This window comes from Microcystis sp. LE19-131.1A (assembly GCF_027532015.1).
Classification (GTDB): domain Bacteria; phylum Cyanobacteriota; class Cyanobacteriia; order Cyanobacteriales; family Microcystaceae; genus Microcystis; species Microcystis ichthyoblabe_A.
This window is the reverse complement of the sequence record NZ_JAPZSS010000273.1, coordinates 1-19,210: the sequence shown is the minus strand read 5'-3', so window position 1 is coordinate 19,210 and position 19,210 is coordinate 1. Positions and strand designations below refer to the sequence as shown.

At 46.4% G+C, this 19,210-nt stretch carries 10 protein-coding genes; 7 read left to right on the top strand and 3 right to left on the bottom strand.

Annotated elements, in window-relative coordinates:
- The first annotated feature begins 216 nt into the window (after positions 1–216).
- On the top strand, positions 217–2,814 hold the full coding sequence (locus O9323_RS19385; RefSeq protein ID WP_002751218.1) for an HlyD family secretion protein: 2,598 nt from the start codon (positions 217–219) through the stop codon (positions 2,812–2,814).
- A gap of 183 nt (positions 2,815–2,997) precedes the next feature.
- Positions 2,998–4,062, top strand: a complete 1,065-nt coding sequence (locus tag O9323_RS19380; protein WP_024970694.1) for an extracellular catalytic domain type 1 short-chain-length polyhydroxyalkanoate depolymerase — start codon at positions 2,998–3,000, stop codon at positions 4,060–4,062.
- Positions 4,063–4,186: 124 nt separating this feature from the next.
- Here O9323_RS19380 and O9323_RS19375 read toward each other — a convergent pair whose 3' ends face one another.
- The 3 genes from O9323_RS19375 to O9323_RS19365 form a co-directional block, all read right to left on the bottom strand.
- Positions 4,187–5,278: an aromatic ring-hydroxylating oxygenase subunit alpha gene (locus O9323_RS19375; protein ID WP_288125601.1), complete on the bottom strand. Its 1,092-nt coding sequence runs from the start codon at positions 5,276–5,278 to the stop codon at positions 4,187–4,189.
- 101 nt (positions 5,279–5,379) lie between these two features.
- On the bottom strand, positions 5,380–6,153 hold the full coding sequence (locus tag O9323_RS19370; RefSeq protein WP_288125600.1) for a hypothetical protein: 774 nt from the start codon (positions 6,151–6,153) through the stop codon (positions 5,380–5,382).
- A 176-nt stretch (positions 6,154–6,329) separates the two neighbouring features.
- On the bottom strand, positions 6,330–7,280 hold the full coding sequence (locus tag O9323_RS19365) for a tetratricopeptide repeat protein (RefSeq protein ID WP_288125599.1): 951 nt from the start codon (positions 7,278–7,280) through the stop codon (positions 6,330–6,332).
- Positions 7,281–7,748: 468 nt separating this feature from the next.
- Here O9323_RS19365 and O9323_RS19360 point away from each other — a divergent pair, with 468 nt between their 5' ends.
- Genes O9323_RS19360 through O9323_RS19340 form a run of 5 tightly spaced genes read left to right on the top strand, consistent with a single transcriptional unit; the run spans position 7,749 to position 18,937 of the window.
- Positions 7,749–8,588 carry a sulfatase-like hydrolase/transferase gene (locus O9323_RS19360; protein ID WP_002751208.1) on the top strand — a complete coding sequence of 280 codons (840 nt, stop codon included), beginning with the start codon at positions 7,749–7,751 and terminating at the stop codon, positions 8,586–8,588.
- A gap of 27 nt (positions 8,589–8,615) precedes the next feature.
- Complete coding sequence (locus tag O9323_RS19355) at positions 8,616–9,500, top strand: class I SAM-dependent methyltransferase (protein ID WP_002793312.1); 885 nt, start codon at positions 8,616–8,618, stop codon at positions 9,498–9,500.
- A gap of 58 nt (positions 9,501–9,558) precedes the next feature.
- A complete protein-coding gene (locus O9323_RS19350) occupies positions 9,559–10,512 on the top strand; it encodes a CobW family GTP-binding protein (protein WP_024970690.1) in 954 nt (317 codons plus the stop codon).
- Positions 10,513–10,532: 20 nt separating this feature from the next.
- Entirely contained in the window at positions 10,533–16,448 is a 5,916-nt protein-coding gene (locus O9323_RS19345) for a type I polyketide synthase (RefSeq protein WP_288125598.1), read from the top strand.
- Positions 16,394–18,937, top strand: a complete 2,544-nt coding sequence (locus tag O9323_RS19340; RefSeq protein ID WP_002751200.1) for an SDR family NAD(P)-dependent oxidoreductase — start codon at positions 16,394–16,396, stop codon at positions 18,935–18,937. The genes O9323_RS19345 and O9323_RS19340 overlap by 55 nt, the downstream gene beginning before the upstream one ends.
- The last annotated feature ends 273 nt before the right edge of the window (positions 18,938–19,210 follow it).

Here is a 19,210-nt window from a genome sequence, read left to right as displayed (position 1 = left end):
ACCCTTATAGAGACAGACATTACCGCGATTTTTGTCAATTGTTTGCGATCTAGAGCGAACTAATCAATTAAATCTCTTGCCAGATAAGGATTTAGTCGATTTATGCCCCCATATCGAACCATACCAAGTCCCGAAGAGCCTAGTTAACCATACCATATACTATGCTTTAAAATAAATCTAGTATCATGTCTATAATTTTTTATTAATAGCTCTTCTATGCCTATGCCTCTCTCCAATTGCTTGCGTGAGGATTTGCTTGTCACCAGGAAAATAGATCGTCAAACCTCGGCCAAGCGTTATTTTATTCAAGATCCCATCTCTCAGGAAACTTTTGAATTCGGGGAAGAAGAATATTTTTTATGTCAACTTATGGATGGGGTGACATCTGTACCAGAAATCTTGGCTAGTTTTCAAGAACGCTTTAATATCAGTCTCACTGAAGAAGATTACCAGAAGTTTGCTGGACAGATTGATAGTTTTGGACTACTAGAACCGCATCAGAACCAATTGCCATCCTCTCAATCCGAGGAAGGAAACGGTCACAAAAACTCCTCGCCAACCAAGAAAAAATCCAAGCAGCATTCGTTGCTTTTTATTTGGAAACATCCTAACCCTGATGCCGTTTTTACTAGCCTAGCCCGTTGGACTCACCCTTGCCACCGTTGGCTTAGATGGTCAACTTGGCTATTGCTGCCTCTTTTACCTATTGCTCTATTGACTTTTTGGAATAATAGGACGGTTTTATGGTACGACGTGGGGCGTTTTGTTCATGGCTTACCCTTTGTCCTAAGTTATTTAGTTGACATTTTAATCTTGAATTTATGCGGCCGTATTATTCAAGGGACGGTGTTTGCTGCCTATGGCGGTCGTTCCAGCGTGTTTGGCATGACCTTAGCTTTAGGATTCAAGCCTCACTTCCATGTGGATCTGAGAGAGTATCAAAGCGTACCACGAAAGGCCCAACTCTGGATCTATGGGACTCCCTTGATCATGCGCCTTTTTATCTTTAGCTTTGGTATGATTTTTTGGTACGCACAGAGAAGTTCAGGAACAGCATTTCATATTTGGCTCCTCTTACTCGCCCATGCAGCTTTGGCAACTTTTGTGTTGATGGCTTGCCCTCTCTGGCCTCTCTATGGCTATTATTTCTTGATCGCTTTTTTCCGACTGCCTGATAACTTTATGTCTCAGTCTTTCAGAGCGTGGGGGATGGTGATCAAGGGGCGGAATCTGCCTAGTTTTTTATCGACGAGAGAAAAATTGATGCTTGTCGGTTTTGGCCTGGGGAGTATCGTATTTTGTTTATTGATGATCTATTTGATCGTTACCAATTTTGCCAAAGGTCTATCTACACTTTTTCCAGAAATTTTTGGGCCTGAATCAGCGATAATTATCGTCTCCGTCCTGGTATTCATCGGTTTTCGCAAACAGATTTCTCGCTTGTTCTTCAGGGGACGGAATTCCCAAGCTACGACTGGCCTTTCTTCTAACTTGACAGAAGAGACTAAGAACTCAAAAAAGTCCTCAAGTCCCTCTCGCCAAGGCTTTCGGTCTTGGCTGAAGAAAAATCTGAAATTTTTTATCCTAGCTGGTTTGGTGGCGCTGCTTTTTCTGCCTTATCGGACTATGCCAGGAGGTCCCCTGCAATTGCTCACTCCCGCCGAGGTGGCTATTCAGGCTGAAGTTGATGGTAAAAGCAAAATTACTCGCGTCATGTTTTCAGGGGGTAACGAGCAATTAATCCGCAAAGGAACGGTCATTGCCCAGATGGAAGATGTCGATATTGAAGATACGATAGAGACGCTGCAATCTCAAATCGAAAAAGCGCTAGGCGATGTCAAAATTAAGCAATCTTATCTAGCTAAACTTTTAGCCACGCCAAGAAAGGAAGATGTGGAAGTAGCCCGCAATCAGGTAAAGATAGCTCGAGAAGAAGTAGATAAAGCGAAGAAAGAGGTAGCAGTGAACAAGCAAAATTTAGAGGTAATCAAGAAACAAATAGAAAGCGCGCTCACCCAAGCTGATTTTTATTTCCGTGAGGCTTCTCGCCTGGAAGAAGGTTACAAAGAGGGAGCAATTGCCCTAAATCTTGTAGAAGATGCCCAAAGGAACGCTCAAACCAAGAAAATTGAAGCGGAAGAAAAGCGCCAGGCTTTGTTACAACAGCAACAAGTAATCGAACAAGCACGCAGCCAGTTAGCAAGCAAGCAAAGAGTTTTGGAGACAAGTGAATCTCAGCTCAAGTTATTGTTAGCCGGTCCCTACCCCGACGAGATTGAAGCGGCTCGGCAGGATGTGGAAGTGGCTGGCGCCGAGCTAGAACGCTTAAGGAAACAAGAGCAGCAAGAGCGAGATAAACTCAAACTCACCAGCTTAGTCATGCCCTTGGATGGTTATCTAGTAACTCCTTATCTGGACACCAAAGTGGGCAGCTATTTAGACCAAGGACAGACCTTTGCAATAGCTCAAGATGCTACCAAGATCTTGGCAGAAGTGCAAGTTCCAGAGTACGATGTCGGACAATTTTCGATTGGTAAGAAGGTTCAAATCAAACTCAATGCCTATCCCACGGAAACCATTATGGGGAAAGTTGTCTCCATTACCCCCTCGGCTGGCAACAGCACAACAACAGGCGATTTGTCTTCAGAACCAGTTGTGAAGGTTTTGGTGGAAATTCCTGATGGAAAACACCTTTTTAAGACTGGTATGACGGGCTATGCTAAGATTGAAGGGCCGATGAAACCCTTCATTGTCGCTTTTTCCAGTCCGATTGTGCGTTTCTTCCAGATCGAAATTTGGTCTTGGCTTCCTTAAATCCAATAACTCCCTTATAATGTTGACAATTTGCGGCTCTTCTAGGTTCTGTGTGATAAGTTTAACTTACTATATGATCGATCGATCTTTGTGTCTTTGTGGTTCGTTCCACCCCCTCGCTAGGAGCAATGTATCTTAGAATACATTTTACCCACCAAATCCAAGAGAGCCAATTTGCTTAAAATGAAAATTGGAAAGCTCAGGCGAATGACAAGCATGATTTTTCTTTTATGTCTGCTTACTCTCTTATTTTTGACCGCTTGTTATGCCAGCCAGCCACAGGGCCAAGAAAGTTTAAAGGAACAGTTACTATCGCAGAGAATGAGAAGAAGAAGGAGAGTTAATCTCAATCAAGATATGGTCTTGAGAACTCTATACAATCAAGGCTTAGAAAGAAGTTACTATCTTTACACTCCTGGTGCTCATACTAGGGACAGACCTATGCCACTGTTGTTAGCTTTTCACGGTGGTGTTGGTCAGGGGGATACCATGGCGGCGAAAACTGGCTTTAACGATTTAGCTGATAGAGAAGATTTTCTCGTTGTCTATCCCAACGGCATTGACTTAGGTGCTATTGGGGGGCAATGGAATGACGGACGCAACACCCCTGAGGTTCACCCAGAAATTGACGATGTTGCTTTCGTTCGGGCCGTGATTGAAGACGTAGAAAAATTGAGGAATGTTGACAGAAAAAGAATCTATGTTACTGGGGGTTCCAATGGCGGGTTTTTTGCCCAAAGATTAGGATGCGAAATGGCTAACCAAATTGCTGCGATTGCCTCTGTCAGTTCGACGATGGCAAAATCCCTCGAATCTAGATGTCGGCCCCAAAGACCCATTCCCATACTTATGATCAATGGTACTGAGGATAGACTTGTCCCTTGGGTAGGAGGAGAAATGACAGTGGGTGCCAGAGGAGAAATCCTTTCAGTTCCTGAGACGGTGGCATTTTGGCGCAAAAATAACGGCTGCTCGGCAACGCCAAAAGAGGAACGACTTCCTGACACGGAGCAGGATGGAACTACAGTGGTATCTTACCAGTATTCAGGTTGTCATCAAAACGCCACTGTCATGCTCTATCGCATTGAGGGAGGGGGTCATGGTTGGCCTGGAGGGCGAATCATGAGACGAGCTAACCAAAACGATTTTAGCAATCGAGACCATGAAAATCTAGTGGGCAAGAACAGTCAGGCAATAAATGCTAGTGAAGTGGTCTGGAAATTTTTGCAACAGTTTACTTTGCCTTGAACGAATGCGCTTTTCGGCGTTGCTGCATTTGATCTTAAACTGTGCCAAAAACGTTCAAAATCGAATTCAAGAGCAAGAAACCCACGCCAAATCAAAATTATGACGTGGGAAGATGTCAGATTTTTCAGGCAGCGGATGGCACCAAATTCATGAGCTTAAGATAAGGTTGTTGAAAAGTATGAAGGCGGCGCTCGTCACTGCTAAGAATTCCTTGTTTATAATCCCTTGAGTTATCGATTGAAACCATTCCTAGCTGGACTGATTCGCAGACAGGTTTGTCTTCATCCCAAACTTGAGTAACTAAGTTAGCTGAGGCTTTGCTACTCATATCAAATAGAATTTTCTCCAGACTGGCATTATCAAGTTTTCCCATAAAGGTATAGTTGGTAACTTTGGTTTCTGTAGAACTAAGAGGCGTGAAAACGTGCATATTTAAAGACATCCCAAACAGAGTGGACAAGGTTAAAAGTGGGAAAATCAAATAGTGCTGATAGCCATCTATCTTCAGTTTTCGATCTGCAAAAGCTGTGGTAAACTTTTTGACTTTTGCATCTAGCTTTTTGGCTTTACTGAGGTAAGTCGAATGGAAGTCGTCATTCCAATAATACCCGTCAACTGCTCCATACTTGCCAAGAGAGTTGGGATGGACATCCCAGATGTGGTAGCTATCTAAAGTATTTTCAACGATAATTTTCCAGTTGGCTTTAATGATCATTTCTTGACAGTCAACTTTCTCACCCATTGACTCTGAAAAATCTAATAACCGACTATACATTCCTCCTAAATACTCTTTGAGGGTCAGACCATCATCATTTTTTTTTACAAAAACAAAGGAGCCACAAGTATCAACTAACCATTGTTTCAATTTGAAAGATTCTGGTGTACAATCGGAAAAATCGAAGCGGGACTGTAAGGGAATGTTAATCGGGATGCCAGCACTGTCATAAATCCATCCGTGGTAGGGACACCTAACTGGCCCATTGCCTTTATCCTCTTGATGAATCTTACTAAAACGATGGGAACAGATATTATCAAACGCTCGCAATTCTCCACGAAAATTCTGGACAAAAATAGCTTGTCCTCCTAGATCTTTAGCAATATAATCATTATGATTTTCTAAGTCGTTGGTCAATCCGACAAAGTTCCAAAGGTTTTGAAAGAGAACTATTTGCTCTTTCTTGAAAATATCGGGATCGGAATACCAAGAAATCGGCACAAGGGTCTTCATTGTTAATTCTCCTCTTCAAGATTCTAGTTCTTAATTATAAACCTCAATCTTTATGAACTTTCTGAAGTATGAAAAAATTAAACTTGTTTTTATAATTCATAGGTAATACAAATTAGTTTGAGTTCTTTTTCTGCATCTTCAAGTAGCGTCCGTAGCCAAGTAATGCGATATTCAAGCTCCTCCTTATACTGGACAATCTCTTCTAAGGAACTGGAAGTCAGAGAAGCAACCGACTTAGGTGCCTGTTGAAATTCGCCTTGCATCTGAGCGATAAAATCTCCGACTTCCCCTTCGGGTTGCTCGACTTCTGCTCTCTTTTGACTCACTTTTCTTGCTAGGGCTTGATTTTCCTCGAGAGCCTCTTCAAGTGCTTGTTGTATCCGACTTAGTCGAGATTGCAAACCTTCCTTGGCGAGCTTCTGCTCTGCAAGATTATTCTCAAGTCCCGTCAGTTCAGCTTGCAAGCTTTCTCGGATTGTTCCTTGCTCCTCAAGTTTTTGTTGTAGCTCGCTCAAGGTTGTTGAGAGAGCTAACTTCAGATGAGGGAAATAGCACCCTACTTCCCTCATCTCTTTGGGCAAAGCTAGTGACTCTAGATGAGTGGAAGGATTAAAATCTCCACTCCCTAATGCCCTCAACTCAAGCTGAATCTGATTGAAACCCCGCTTCATTTGATTAATTGTTATTAATTCCAAAGCAAAAGTAAATCCTCCTACAAGAATAGCCACAAGGGACGCTAGGAAAATCTGCCAAGGCAGTTGGGATGGGAGAAGAACACTAGACTGCTGCTGAATTTGGAGCGAGGCATGAATTGCTAGAAACACGGCTATAAAGACAGATAAAGTAACGATAATAGTTATCAATATCTGTTGCTTTTTGAGAGAAGCTCTCTGGAAATCAAGAAACATTATTTGGCTTTTTTGTGGGAACTATATAGTCTCTTTCTTTAAAGACTATACTTTCTGGGGATTTAGGGATTTTTACAAAGTTGGGTTTGGGGAATTTGCTGAGTTGCTTTTTCTTTGTAGGTTTCGAGGATTTATCCTAATTTATCGTCATCTTCTTCTATCAGCATATCCAAAGTGGAAAGTTCGCTGGCGACCTCTCCTTGTTCTGCCGCCAGTAAATTGGCTGCTCGATAGGCTTCTGCAGCTTCTTTGGTAAATCCTTGACGAGTATAAAGATCTCCCCATAATTTTTGTTTTTTGGCTTCTATGGGTTTTTTGTTCGGCAGTTCGCGTAAAATCTCGGATGCTTCATTGAGAGCATTGCTTTCAATTAAAGCCTCTATATAACCCATTTTGGCAACCACAGGAATTTTAGGATTTAATTGCTGAGCATCTTCAAAATTTTTGCGAGCGAGGTTATATTGTTTTTGTTTTAGGTAGATATTTCCTAGGGACTGATAAGCACTCCAAGCTGTGGGATTCATCCTTAGTGCAGACTCGATTTCATCAATTGCTGCCTTTGTATTTCCTTGTTCTTGGTAAATCTGAGACATGAGCAAGCGCCCTGGAGTTAACTGAGGGTTAAAGACCAGTGCTTTTTGAACTTGCTCTTTAGCTTGAGGGTATTTCTTTTGCTTTAATAAAACCCTCCCCATCCCCAGATAACCAGCAGGGGTAGTAGGGTCGATATTAAGGGCATCTTTAAAAGCTTCAATGGCCGAGTCCAGTTCATTTTGCTTGTAGTAAACATTGCCAACGGCAAGAGCAGCTTTAGCCATCATTGGGTCAATTCTCCTCGCCGACCCGAAGTGGATCAAAGCTCCTTCATAATCTTTTTGTTTTAAACAGATGCTGCCTATACCAAGATGAGCTTGCTTAGAGCCTGGGTCTTTTTCAAGGATTTCTTCAAAAGCCTCCCGAGCTTCATCATAGCGCTTTTCCTTCATTAGTTGAGACGCTGTTTTAATTGATGGGCTTTTTTGAGTAGGCTTGGTAACTCGCTTGACTTGGGGCGTAAACGACATTGAAGGATTTCTCCACATCAAATATTTCCCTTCCGATTATACCGCTTCTTTTCCGAGTAATGCAATACCCAAGATTAACAAGGTCAGCGCATCTTAACAATTCTTGACAAAATGAACTTTATGTGATGTAAGTTGCCTACCCAAAATTCAGGCATATTTGAGTACAATAGGGGTTACGCATTGTACAAATTCACCATGATGTGTATGAACGAAAATCCGTCGTTTCAGACTTTTGGCGATTAACTTCCGATCAATAGCGATCGCTCAAAAGTCATCAAAAAATCACGTTAAAATGCCCAGAACCCATACCTCGTATTTGGTCGATCTTGTCAATGCGTAAGTCCTATATAATTTGCCATCTCAGTTGTTGGGCAACAATCGACCAAATCGGTCAGGCTTACCCTAAGATTAAGCGTAACCCTTATTTCTTGACATTGCAGGATTTTTCAACTACATTGATGGGGAACATTTTGTATGTAGATACACATGATTAACCATCTCATCTATATTGTTATGGATAGCTGCCGTCATGACAGCTACTCTGCGGCATCAACTCCCAATATGGATCGGCTGGGTAAGGCTGAACGCCGGTATAGCTATGCTTCTTGGACATCCCCTTCCCACTATGCTATGTTGATGGGCATGGTTCCTCACAAAAGTCCTCGGGGTGTGTTTGCCTCGGAAGTTTATAAACAGGAATTTGCTAAATGGGTAGATCGCTTAGGAATCCCAGACTTGTCCTTTAAAACCTTTATTCCCCAACTCTCCTTACCGAAAGTCTTAAAAAACCAAGGTTATAAAACTATTGGCCGAGTTTCTCTACCTGTTCTCAACCAATTTACGAGTATTAATAAGTACTTTGATGACTATCGACTAATGCCCACTCACAATGAATTTGCCAAAATGGTTGAGGAAGTAGAATTTCCCGACGAACAACCTCAGTTTTACTTTTTTAACTTAGGAGAAACCCACTATCCTTATATGCTGGAAGAGGATGAACTGCCCCATATATCTGGAGTGCATGGAGTTTTTAAGAGAATGGACGATCTGCTGCAAACTGAAACCGAGACAGAAAAAAAAGCCGAAAAGTCATTTTTCAATTCAGCAGAAATGGAGCAGCTACACAAACAGCAAATTCGCTGCGTCGAATATGTCGATGGTTTGCTAGGTGAGCTATTTAGTAAATGTCCTTCTAACACTCACATTATTGTCACCGCAGATCATGGAGAATTGTTTGGAGAAGACGGTTACTTCGGGCATGGTCCCGTGATGCACGAAAAATGCTTTGAAGTTCCCTTCTTAGAAGGATTATGTCCCAAAATTTAAAATAAAACCAAGACAAGGAATTGTTATATGCCAGTCATTACTTCTTATGAACCATTTTCCCTGCAGCCCGAATACCTAGAAGCAAACCGAGAATTTCTACACAGTTTGCCCTTAGAAAATGTCAGCCAGGTTCTCGATCTTGCTTGCGGTACAGGAACTCTCAGTGAATTGCTCCTAGAAATCAAACCAGAGGTAGGGATTGTTGGCATAGATATTTCCACAGAATCTCTCGAGATTGCGCGGGAATTATTTAAAGAAAAAAAGATGCTCGTTCAAGACCATGACGCACTTAATTCAGCTTTAAAATCCGGGCAAAGTGCTGTGCTGCTAAAAGTCGGTAGTGCTGATGATTTTGACTTAGAACCGGCAAGCATGGATCTCGTCCTGATGGGCAATGCCATCCATTTACTTCCCGACAAAGAGAAATTAATCCAAAGGATCAGTCGAGTCTTGCGTCCTGGCGGAATTTTTGCCTTTAATTCTTGCTTTTTTATCGGCACCTATCCCGAGGGAACAGAATCGGTCTATACTGAATGGATGAAAGAAGCCTTAGCTATTGTCTCCGAGAAATTACTCCAATTGCAGCAAGCTGGTCAAGAAGGCATCCGCAGAAAGCGAGGCAAGGGGAATCGAGCTTTCGGCAATGAATGGTTCTCTCCACTTCAATGGCGGGATTTGCTCAATAGTCACCATTTAGAGATTATTCAGGATAAGCAGCGTACTGTTATGCTGACACAGCAAAGTTTGGAAACCATTGGCGCTTATGCAGGGTTTGCTGAAGTCGCCTTAAGTGGCTATCCGGTAGAGATAGCTAGTGAAGCTTTGCAAGAGGCGGCGGGAGTTACTTTAAACAATCTACAAATCAAAGAAATTCCCCGACTTTGGTTGGAGATAGTAGCCATGAAAAACTGAACTTTCTAGAGGTGATTTGTGACTATTAATAACCTTAGATATTTAGGAAAATTGGTTTATGCTTAAAACACCTTGCAACGCAATCGCCGGCTTTTTAGGAAGTGGCAAAACTACACTTTTAAGAAATTCCCTAGAAAAAGTCTTTCAAGAGAAGCGCGTGGCGATTATCATGAATGAAATTGGCGACTTGGGAATTGATGGTAAAGTAGTATCAGGATTTGAAAATATAGATAAAGTAGTAGAATTGAATAGTGGTTGCGTCTGCTGTAGTGTTGACATCTTCTCTTTACACAACGCCTTTCGGGAAATTCAAGAACAAATAAAGCCCGATTTAATAGTCATAGAAACCACTGGACTGGCAAATCCCTTTCCCCTGATCCAGCGCCTCCACTATCTCGATGTCGTCCTCGATTCAGTAATCACCTTAGTAGATGCTTCAGAGTTTTTGCGGTTGGCAGCCGAAGAAGAAGTACTCAACGAGCAGGTAAGAGCGGCAGATTTTCTGATCTTGAATAAGACAGATTTAGTGACAGAACTAGAAATTGAGCAAGTCGAAAGCCATCTCCGTCAATTGAATCAAAGAGCCCCCTTATTTAAAACTACTCACAGCAATATCGATCCCAAATTATTGTTCGCCCTAGGAGCTAATCTTTACAGAAGACAATCAAAACTACTGGAAACTCAAGTGACCAAATCTGCTCAGGGTTTCCGCGACAGCCATCAAGATTTTTCCTCTTTTTCTTATCAGACAGAACGATTGGTGAACTTGGATAAATTCAAGCAATTTCTCGGAGAACTTTCCCAAAAAGTTTATCGTGCCAAAGGAATTCTCAATTTAGATGATAGGGCAACATCCTGTCTGTTTAATTTTATTTGCGGTCGTTTTGATTTTCAGGTTGTAGCCCCAGAGATTTGCGGAAAAATGCCAACGCAAGCGGTTTTTATCGGTCGCAACCTAGAACAAGAGCAAACAGCTATCATCCAGCAATTACAGGCTTGTCAAGATGGTTAAATTAATCAAAATTAGAGGTTATGATGGATAAATTCAACTGCTTTTCTCTGAGTCCCATTGAGCTAGAACACCCTGGTTTAGCCATCGCCAGCATTCGGGCTGGGGGAATCGGGATACTCGATCGAGAATTTTGTCAACCAGAAAATCTAGAGCGAGCAATTAGTAATCTAGAGCAGGTTTTAGCTTTAAAAAATGCTCCTGGAGCAGCCGGACTGAGACTGAACTTAACACAGATCGAGCAGAGCGGCCAACTTTTGGCTAGACTGGAACTAGAATCTCACTGGTTGATTCTCAGTGGCTGGCAAGAGGCAACTGCTGAAACGCTCAGAGAGAAATTACAGCTTCTTTCTGGGGAAAATCGCCTAATTTTGCTGGAAACAACCGATGCCAATCAACTGGCTCTCTTAGCTTCTCTGTTTCCTTTCCTGGCTGGATTGGTAGCCAAAGGACAGGAAAGTGGCGGTTGGGTAGGAGAAGATCCCGCTTTTATTCTCACTCAGAAATTATTGAAAACCTCCTCCCTACCCATCTATGTACAAGGAGGAATCGGTATTCATACCGCGGCCGCCTGTCGGGCTGCCGGTGCAGCAGGCGTTGTCTTAGACGATCAATTATGGCTGATGCCCGAATCTCCTCTCCCCGGAGAATGGCAGGAATACTTACGTTACTTAAACGGGCAAGAAGCGATCGCCATCGGTGAGAGGTTGGGGCGGGCTTGTCGTGTCTTGTCCCGTCCCGGTTTTGCTGCCGTTGCCAAGTTGCAAGAAATGGCAGCACAGATAGAGATTAAAGAAGAAACCTCAGTTTCTGGCCAGATCTGGCGGCAAAGAGCCACCTCCCTAATTGGCTGGGCAAATCCTGCTACTCAAGCTTGGCCAATGGGACAAGCAAGCGGGTTAGCGGCTGATTTCCGCAAGCGTTACCAGACCACAGGTAAATTTCTACAAGCTCTGCTCAAGGGCAGTCAGGAACAGGTGCAGACAGCCCTTGAGCTAAAACCTCTACAAGCGGAAACTCCCTTGGCAGTTTCCCACGGCACCAAATATCCTATTGTCCAGGGGCCAATGACTAGAGTCAGCGATACGGCAGAATTTGCCCATGCAGTTGCTCGCTCAGGCGGACTGCCCCTCTTAGCTTTGGCTCTGATGCGGGGAAAACAGGTCGGGGAACTGTTGCAGAAAACCCAAGCCCTTCTAGGAGAGCTACCTTGGGGCATTGGTATCCTTGGCTTTGTTCCACAGGCAATTAGGCAAGAACAACTGCAAGAAGTCCAGAAAATTAAGCCGCCTTTCGCCTTGATTGCTGGGGGCAGGCCAGATCAGGCAGCGAAGTTGGAAGCCCAAGGAATTGCCACCTACCTCCACGTTCCCGTGCCAGCACTCCTGAAAATGTTCCTCGAACAGGGGGCGCGGCGGTTTATTTTTGAAGGGCGAGAATGCGGGGGACACGTGGGGCCACTGAGCAGTTTTGTCCTCTGGGAAAGCATGATTGCTACCCTGTTAGATAAAGTGCCAGCCGGAGCAGAGCAGCAAATTCACGCCATCTTCGCCGGTGGGATTCATGACGCCCTCTCGGCCGCTATGATCAGTGCCATGGCCACTCCTTTGGCAGTAAGGGGCATGAAAATTGGCGTGTTAATGGGCAGTGCCTACCTCTTTACGGAGGAAGCAGTAGCTTGTGGAGCAATCCTGCCAGAGTTTCAAGCCCAAGCCCTCAGTTGCCAATCGACCATCAACTTAGAAACCGGACCGGGCCATGCCAGCCGTTGCGCTGTCACCCCATTTGCCCGCGAATTCTACGACACCCGCCGGCAAATGGCAGCCCGGGGCAGTTCTGCCGAAGAAATTAAGAACGTTTTGGAAGACCTGACTCTAGGACGGTTACGCATAGCTACCAAAGGTTTGCGGCGCGATGAGACAGGGCAAATAGTCTCGGTCAACCAAGAGCAACAGGTTAGCGAAGGGATGTACATGATCGGTCAGGTGGCAACCATGCGCCATCAAGTGATCAGCGTCAGCAGCTTGCATCAAGAAGTAGCTGAAGGCAGCGGCCAACTCTTGACTTCTCTTTCTCCAGCGGGCGAAGAGAAAGTCCCCGCTCCAACCCGACCCTCAGATATTGCTATCGTTGGCATGGCGACCCTCGTTCCTAAAGCAGACACACCGGAGACTTTTTGGAAAAACATCCTCTCCCGGGTAAAAGCTATTGGCGAAATTCCCGCTCACCGTTGGGACTGGCGTTTGTACTACGATGCTGACCCACAAACACGAGATAAGGTCTATTCCAAATGGGGTGGTTTCATTGATGAGGTTCCCTTCGATCCTCTGCGCTTTGGGATTCCTCCCGTATCTCTCAAGTCCATCGAACCACTACAGCTATTGACTTTGGAGGCTGTGCGAAGAGCCTTAGAAGATGCGGGTTACGGGGGAGGAGATTTCGACCGAGAACGTACCTCAGTCATCTTGGGTGCGGGCGGAGGGATAGGAGATCTGGGCGGGCAGTATGCAGCGCGAGCAGAAGTGCCGAGGGTGGTTGAAAATCCCTCCCCACAGATCTGGGATCGTCTACCAGAATGGACGGAAGAAACTTTTCCAGGTTTACTGTTGAATGTGGCAGCTGGCAGGGTTGCCAACCGTTTTAACTGTGGAGGCTCTAACTTCACTGTTGATGCGGCCTGTGCTTCTTCCTTGGCTGCTATTGACCTAGCAGTGACGGAATTGGAAACGGGACGAAGCAATCTCTGTATTGCAGGTGGCATTGACACAGGGCAAAGCCCTTTTGCTTATTTTTGCTTTAGCAAGACCCATGCCCTCTCTGCCCAAGGTCAACCCCGCTCCTTCGATAAAGCTGCCGACGGGATTGTCATCAGCGAAGGTATTGCCATCGTTGTTCTCAAGCGTCTGGCAGATGCGGAACGGGATGGAGACCGAATTTATGCAGTTATCAAAGCGGTCGCTGGTTCCAGCGACGGTAAGGCCTTGGGTTTAACTGCTCCCCTGCCAGCAGGACAAAAGCGAGCGCTACAGAGAGCTTACGACAAAGCCGGATTTTCTCCCGCTAGTCTAGGACTCTATGAAGCCCACGGCACGGGGACGGTGGCTGGCGATCGAGCAGAATTAGAAACAATTACCAGTTCTCTACAAGCCTCCGGGGCAGGGCAAAAATCCTGCGCTATTGGCTCAATTAAAACCTTGCTCGGACATACTAAAAGTGCCGCTGGGGTCGTTGGACTAATGAAAGTAGCCCTCTCTCTACATCACCAAGTCCTACCCGCTCACTTTGGGGTTGACACCCCCTTAGACCCGATTGTGGAGCCAGAAAGCCCGGTCTATCTCTTAAAAGACAATCATCCTTGGCTGACTAATCCCAACCAACCTCGCCGGGCAGCGGTCAGTGCTTTTGGCTTTGGGGGGACGAATTTTCATGCCATTCTCGAGGAGTATGGGGGAGCAGTTCAGAGACCAGCCATGGGAGGAGATAACTGGCCTTGGGAATTGGTGATCTTGGCTGCCGAGAATCGCCAAGAATTATTGCCAAAAGTGCGGTCTCTGCTGACAGCTTTGCAAGGAGGAGCAAAACCGCGACTGGGAGATCTGGCCTACAGTTGCGCTTTAACAGCGACAAACCACCTAGGCAGGGGAGCAACCCTAGCCATCGTGACCAGTAATTTGTCAGAGTTAGTCGCCAGCTTGTCCTCGGCTCTTAGTTATCTGGCAGGCGATTCTGCCAGTCCCCTGCCCCCTGAGATTCAGTTCTCCGAAGGCCACACCCCCACTGGGACAAAAGCTCTCACTGCTTTTCTCTTTCCGGGGCAGGGGGCGCAATATCCCGGCATGGCCAGGGAAGTTGCTCTCTATCGGCAAGAGATGCGCCAAGCTTTGGAATTTGCCGACAGCCATCTGGACCATCGCTTCCCAAAATTGCTGAGTCAGTATATCTATCCCCCCAGTGCCTATTCAGAAGCGGCCGAAATTAGCAATGAACAACAGCTTAAACAGACTCAAGTAGCTCAACCCGCTCTAGGAGCCGTGGAATCGGGCTATCTAGCCTTGCTGGCCAATCTGGGCATTAAGGCAGATTTGGCAGCAGGACACAGTTATGGCGAATATACAGCCCTCTACGCTGCTGGTGTGCTATCCCAAGCTCAATTTCTCAATCTTTCTGCCCTTAGAGGCCAGATTATGTCCCAAGCTTGTCAGGGGGTTGAGGGAGCTATGGCTGCCGTGCAAATCACCCGCGAGGAATTGGCACAATATCTTGATAGTTTTCCAGGAGTTGTGGTAGCCAATCACAATGCTCCCCTTCAGTCCGTCATTTCTGGACCGCAAGCAGCGATCGAACAAGCAATCAACAGTTTGAACGCCAACGGCATTACCGCTAGAAAGCTGCCTGTGGCCGGAGCCTTTCACTCGCCCTTGCTGGCAGAAGTTCAGGAAGAGTTGACCCGTCAGTTAAATTCTGGCTGCTTTGAGTCCCCCCAGTTTCCTGTCTATGCTAACGCTACAGCCCTTCCTTACCCTTCAGATGCCGATGGTATCCGTGGCCAGTTAAGCCAACAGGCTCTCCGTCCAGTAGAGTTCGTCAGTCAAATTCAGGCTTTATATGAAGCTGGCGCTCGCACCTTTATTGAAGTCGGTCCAAAAAGCATCCTGACCAAGTTCGTCGGTCAAATTTTAGGAGACAAAGAGCATACTTGCGTATCTTTAGATGGGCAAGGGGGAGGACTGCGAGGCTTTCTGCTGGGCTTAGGGACTCTAATTACCAGAGGGCAAGAGGTGCAACTCCTTTCTCTGTTTGCTGGTCGCCAAGTCCAGCAGCTGGAATTATCTCGACTGGCAGAGCTAACGGGCCCTTCTCAATTAGCACCCACCACTTGGCTGGTCAACGGTGGTGGTGTCAGGTCATTAGGAGCTACCAATAGTTATAGCGGCAAGCTCCCCCCCCTATCCTTGGCAACGTCTATCCTAGGCAGACAAGAGAAAAAAGGGCAAAACGGTAACACCGAGGCGAAGCCAGACTTAGGGATAGAGCGATTTGAGCCAGTCAAGCCGCCTAGTCCTGCCCCTCATGCCCATTCCCCTTCCCAACTCACCGGGTTAAACCCCATAGTTCCTACTAATTCAAATCCGCAACCCAAAATCCAGCGAACAATGTCTGAACAAAATTTTCCCCCGCTCTCCCAACCAGCAACTCCACAGACTTATTCTAATAGCCAAGAACCCTCAGTTGCTGGCTCGGTGGCTTTACAAGCCTATCAAGCTTACCAGCAGACCATGCGTCAGTTTTTGACTCTTCAGGAAAAGGTAATGCTGCAATTTCTCCAAGCCAGTCAGGTGGAAGGAATGACTCCTTCAAGATCAGTGGCTATGCCGGAGCGGAGCCTGCCAGCAGCCCAACCTGTACTTTCCCTTGGCTCCAATGGAGGGGGAAGTGCTAACCTGTCCCCTGCTTCGCCGCCAGTACCCCCCCGAATTTCCTCACCCCCTTCCCGGCCCGCTGCACCTCCTCAGATATCCGTTAGTCCCACACCGGTTAGTCCCACAATTCAGCAGCAAGAGCCTATGCTCAAGCCCCAGCCAGCAACGGCATCTCCCAATCTGCCCACTGCTGCCGATGCTGTTGTCCCCTCTGTGCTGCTGGAACGGGAGAGTGTGACCAAAACTCTCTTGCAATTAGTCAGTGAACGCACTGGCTACCCAATTGATATGTTGGGCTTGGATCAGGATTTGGAAGCAGAACTAGGAATTGACTCGATCAAGCGAGTGGAAATTTTGGGAGCAATACAGAAAAGTTTGCCCGCTGCTGTCGCTGAAGGTATGCAGTCCCAGATGGAAAATTTGACCAAGGTTAAATCCCTGAACGGCATTGTTCAACAAGTCTTATGCCTCTCACCGTCTGGGACAGTGGAACCCTCAAAAAGCTTGGGAAAGTTCTAGCCCAGGGGGAATCGATTCCACGTTACCTGATGCAAGCACAGGCAGACCCCCTACCTACCGGTCAGTGGCCGCTTCCCCAAGGGCTTTTTCTTATTACTGAAGACGAACTTAGCGTTGCTCCCTACTTGGCAGAGTCTCTGCGGCAAAGAGGGCTGGCGGTAGCGCTGATTGAGCGAGCTAGTTTGCAAACACCAAAGGCGTTAGCTGAGGCAGTTAGCAGGGAACGGGAGAAACATGGGCTGGTCGCCGGGATTGTCCATTTGGCTGCTTTAAGTCAAGCGGCTGAGCCAACTACCCTATCTGAGTGGCGGCAATATACGCAAATACAGGCTAAGAGCTTGTTTTACCTGCTCCAGTTGTGTGCTGATGACCTCCGCAAAGGGCAACAGCCAGGCCGCGTCCTGATGGCTTCCTGTTTGGGGGGACAGTTTGGCCGGGATGGTAACTGGGGGACGAGTTTGCCAATTGCAGGTTGTGGCAACGGGCTTTTGAAAACCCTAGGGGCTGAGTGGCCTAACCTCCATGCCAAGGCAGTAGATCTCGATGCCCACCTTTCCCCAAAGGTGCTGGCAGAATGCCTCGTCTCAGAACTGTTATTACCTGGGGGGCGCATCGAAGTTGGCTATCCCCAAGGACAACGTACCACTTTCCGCACCCAGCCGGATCCTTTCTCATCCCGGGCAACTGTTGCCAAATTTACACCCACTCCTGATTGGGTCGTTTTAATTACAGGCGGCGCTCGCGGCATTACTGCGGAAATAACCAGCGATTTAGCCTCCTTTGGCCTGACGATGATTTTGGTGGGACGGGCTCCTCTAGAGAACGAAGCAACAGCCCATATTGAAGATGTAACCGACTTGCGTCAATTCCTACTGGCTCAGGCTCGTTGCCAAGGCAAGTTGCCCACCCCTGTTGAGATCGAGCGCCACATCCAGTTAATCTTGAGGGAGCGGGAAATTCGGGCTAATTTGGCACGATTCCGACAAGCAGGGGCAAAGGTAGAGTATATAGTAGCAGATGTGAAGGATGAGCAGGCTTTTGCTGCCGTTATTGAAGGCATTTACTCCCGCTACGGACGGTTGGATGCTGCCATCCACGGTGCGGGAATTATTGAGGACAAATTGATTGTCGATAAAGAACTGGCTTCCTTTGAGCGGGTCTTTGATACGAAAGTGGATAGTGCCTTGATCCTCAGCCGCTATCTCCGTCCAGAGTCTTTGAAGTGGCTGGTTTTCTTCAGTTCGGTTGCCGGTCGCTACGGTAATCGCGGGCAATCTGACTACGCATCTGCCAATGAGATTTTGAATCGTCTGGCTTGGCAGCTTGACCAGCGCTGGTTGAATACCCGCGTAGTCGCCATCAATTGGGGTCCCTGGGATACTAAGGGCATGGCCTCTGAAGAAGTGAAGCGTCAGTTTCGGGAACGGGGAGTAATCCCAATTTCTCTAGTCGGTGGTCGCCGCTTTTTCCGGGAAGAATTGAGTTATGGAGATAAGGGAACAGCAGAAGTAATTGCCGGGGAAGCTCCGTGGGAAACCCATGAAGCTGAGGCCGGAAAACTCGCTCTCCTTCCCGCTAACCGTCCTTTTCCCTTCATTTCTACTGTCCCTCAACTGCAACCTGACAGTAAAGTGACTCTGGAACACATCTTTTCTCTAGAGGCAGATCCCTATCTTGAAGATCACTGCTTGGATGGCAAAGCTGTTTTGCCAGCAACCGGGGCTTTGGAATGGATTGCTGAATTTATCCAAGCTGCCTGGCCCGACTGGCAAGTTTGTGAAATCCTTGATCTGATGGTCTTGCGGGGAGTATCCATGGCCGTCGAAGGGAGCCGTAAAGTTCTCTTCGTCGCCCGTTCTTCTAGTCACGCGGATGCAACGACCTTGCAGGTAACTGCCGAAATCCTAGATCCTGAGACCAGGATGCCACTATATCGCGCTCTTGTTATTCTGCGCCCAGAGATAGAAGCTCCTCCCTCTCTTCATCCCGTCAAGCTCAAATCAGGCAGGAGTCTAGATCCTCAATTTGCTTATCTAGAGTATCTATTTCACGGCAAGCGATTTCAACTGATGAGTGAGATTGTAGCGGTTGACGAACAGGGAATTGATGCTTGGGTGAAGCCGAGCCAGCCTTCAGCTTGGGTAAGGCAAGATTCTTCCACTGCCGTCCCCCCTTGGCTGTTCGACCCAGGCTTTATGGATACTATCCCGCAAATGGCTTTAGTGTGGTCTCGGCTCTATCAGGACAGTAGTGCTTTGCCTTCCAAGTTAGGCAGAATCATCCGCTATGGTAGTTCGCCCCTAACAGGCAGGCTACGGGTAGCTTTTCGAGTTGTCAGAAGTGATGCTCAGATGATTGTTTACGAGGCATCTGTCTTTGATGAACAAGGTCAAGTCCGCTTTTACCTAGAAAATCTTGAAAGTACCTGTAGTGCTGCCCTGAATCGCCTGAATGTTCAGTGGCGGGAGTCCCTTGAGAATCCTTCTTGATTTATCGGAAATTTAGGTTGAAAACCCCGTCCTAAAAGCTATCCATTAGTCACATCTTTCTTAACATAAAATTTGACAAAAAGAGAAAAGTGTGCAAGATGGCTCAAGGGGGTTCTATAGGGGGACTAATTTCTGAACTTCCCCCATACATATATACCACAATAGCTGAAAACCCTTATCCATCAATGGATGCACCCCCTTAACTTTTCTTAATGTACCCATGTAATTTGTAACATTTCTTAATGGACAAGAATTCTCTCCCTTTGCTAGAAT

Bases quoted from the DNA above. Each gene is read 5' to 3' on its own strand.
- O9323_RS19385 (WP_002751218.1), top strand. From the start codon at position 217: ATGCCTATGCCTCTCTCCAATTGCTTGCGTGAGGATTTGCTTGTCACC.
- O9323_RS19380 (WP_024970694.1), top strand. From the start codon at position 2,998: ATGAAAATTGGAAAGCTCAGGCGAATGACAAGCATGATTTTTCTTTTA.
- O9323_RS19365 (WP_288125599.1), bottom strand. From the start codon at position 7,280: ATGTGGAGAAATCCTTCAATGTCGTTTACGCCCCAAGTCAAGCGAGTT.
- O9323_RS19360 (WP_002751208.1), top strand. From the start codon at position 7,749: ATGATTAACCATCTCATCTATATTGTTATGGATAGCTGCCGTCATGAC.
- O9323_RS19355 (WP_002793312.1), top strand. From the start codon at position 8,616: ATGCCAGTCATTACTTCTTATGAACCATTTTCCCTGCAGCCCGAATAC.
- O9323_RS19350 (WP_024970690.1), top strand. From the start codon at position 9,559: ATGCTTAAAACACCTTGCAACGCAATCGCCGGCTTTTTAGGAAGTGGC.
- O9323_RS19345 (WP_288125598.1), top strand. From the start codon at position 10,533: ATGATGGATAAATTCAACTGCTTTTCTCTGAGTCCCATTGAGCTAGAA.
- O9323_RS19340 (WP_002751200.1), top strand. From the start codon at position 16,394: ATGCCTCTCACCGTCTGGGACAGTGGAACCCTCAAAAAGCTTGGGAAA.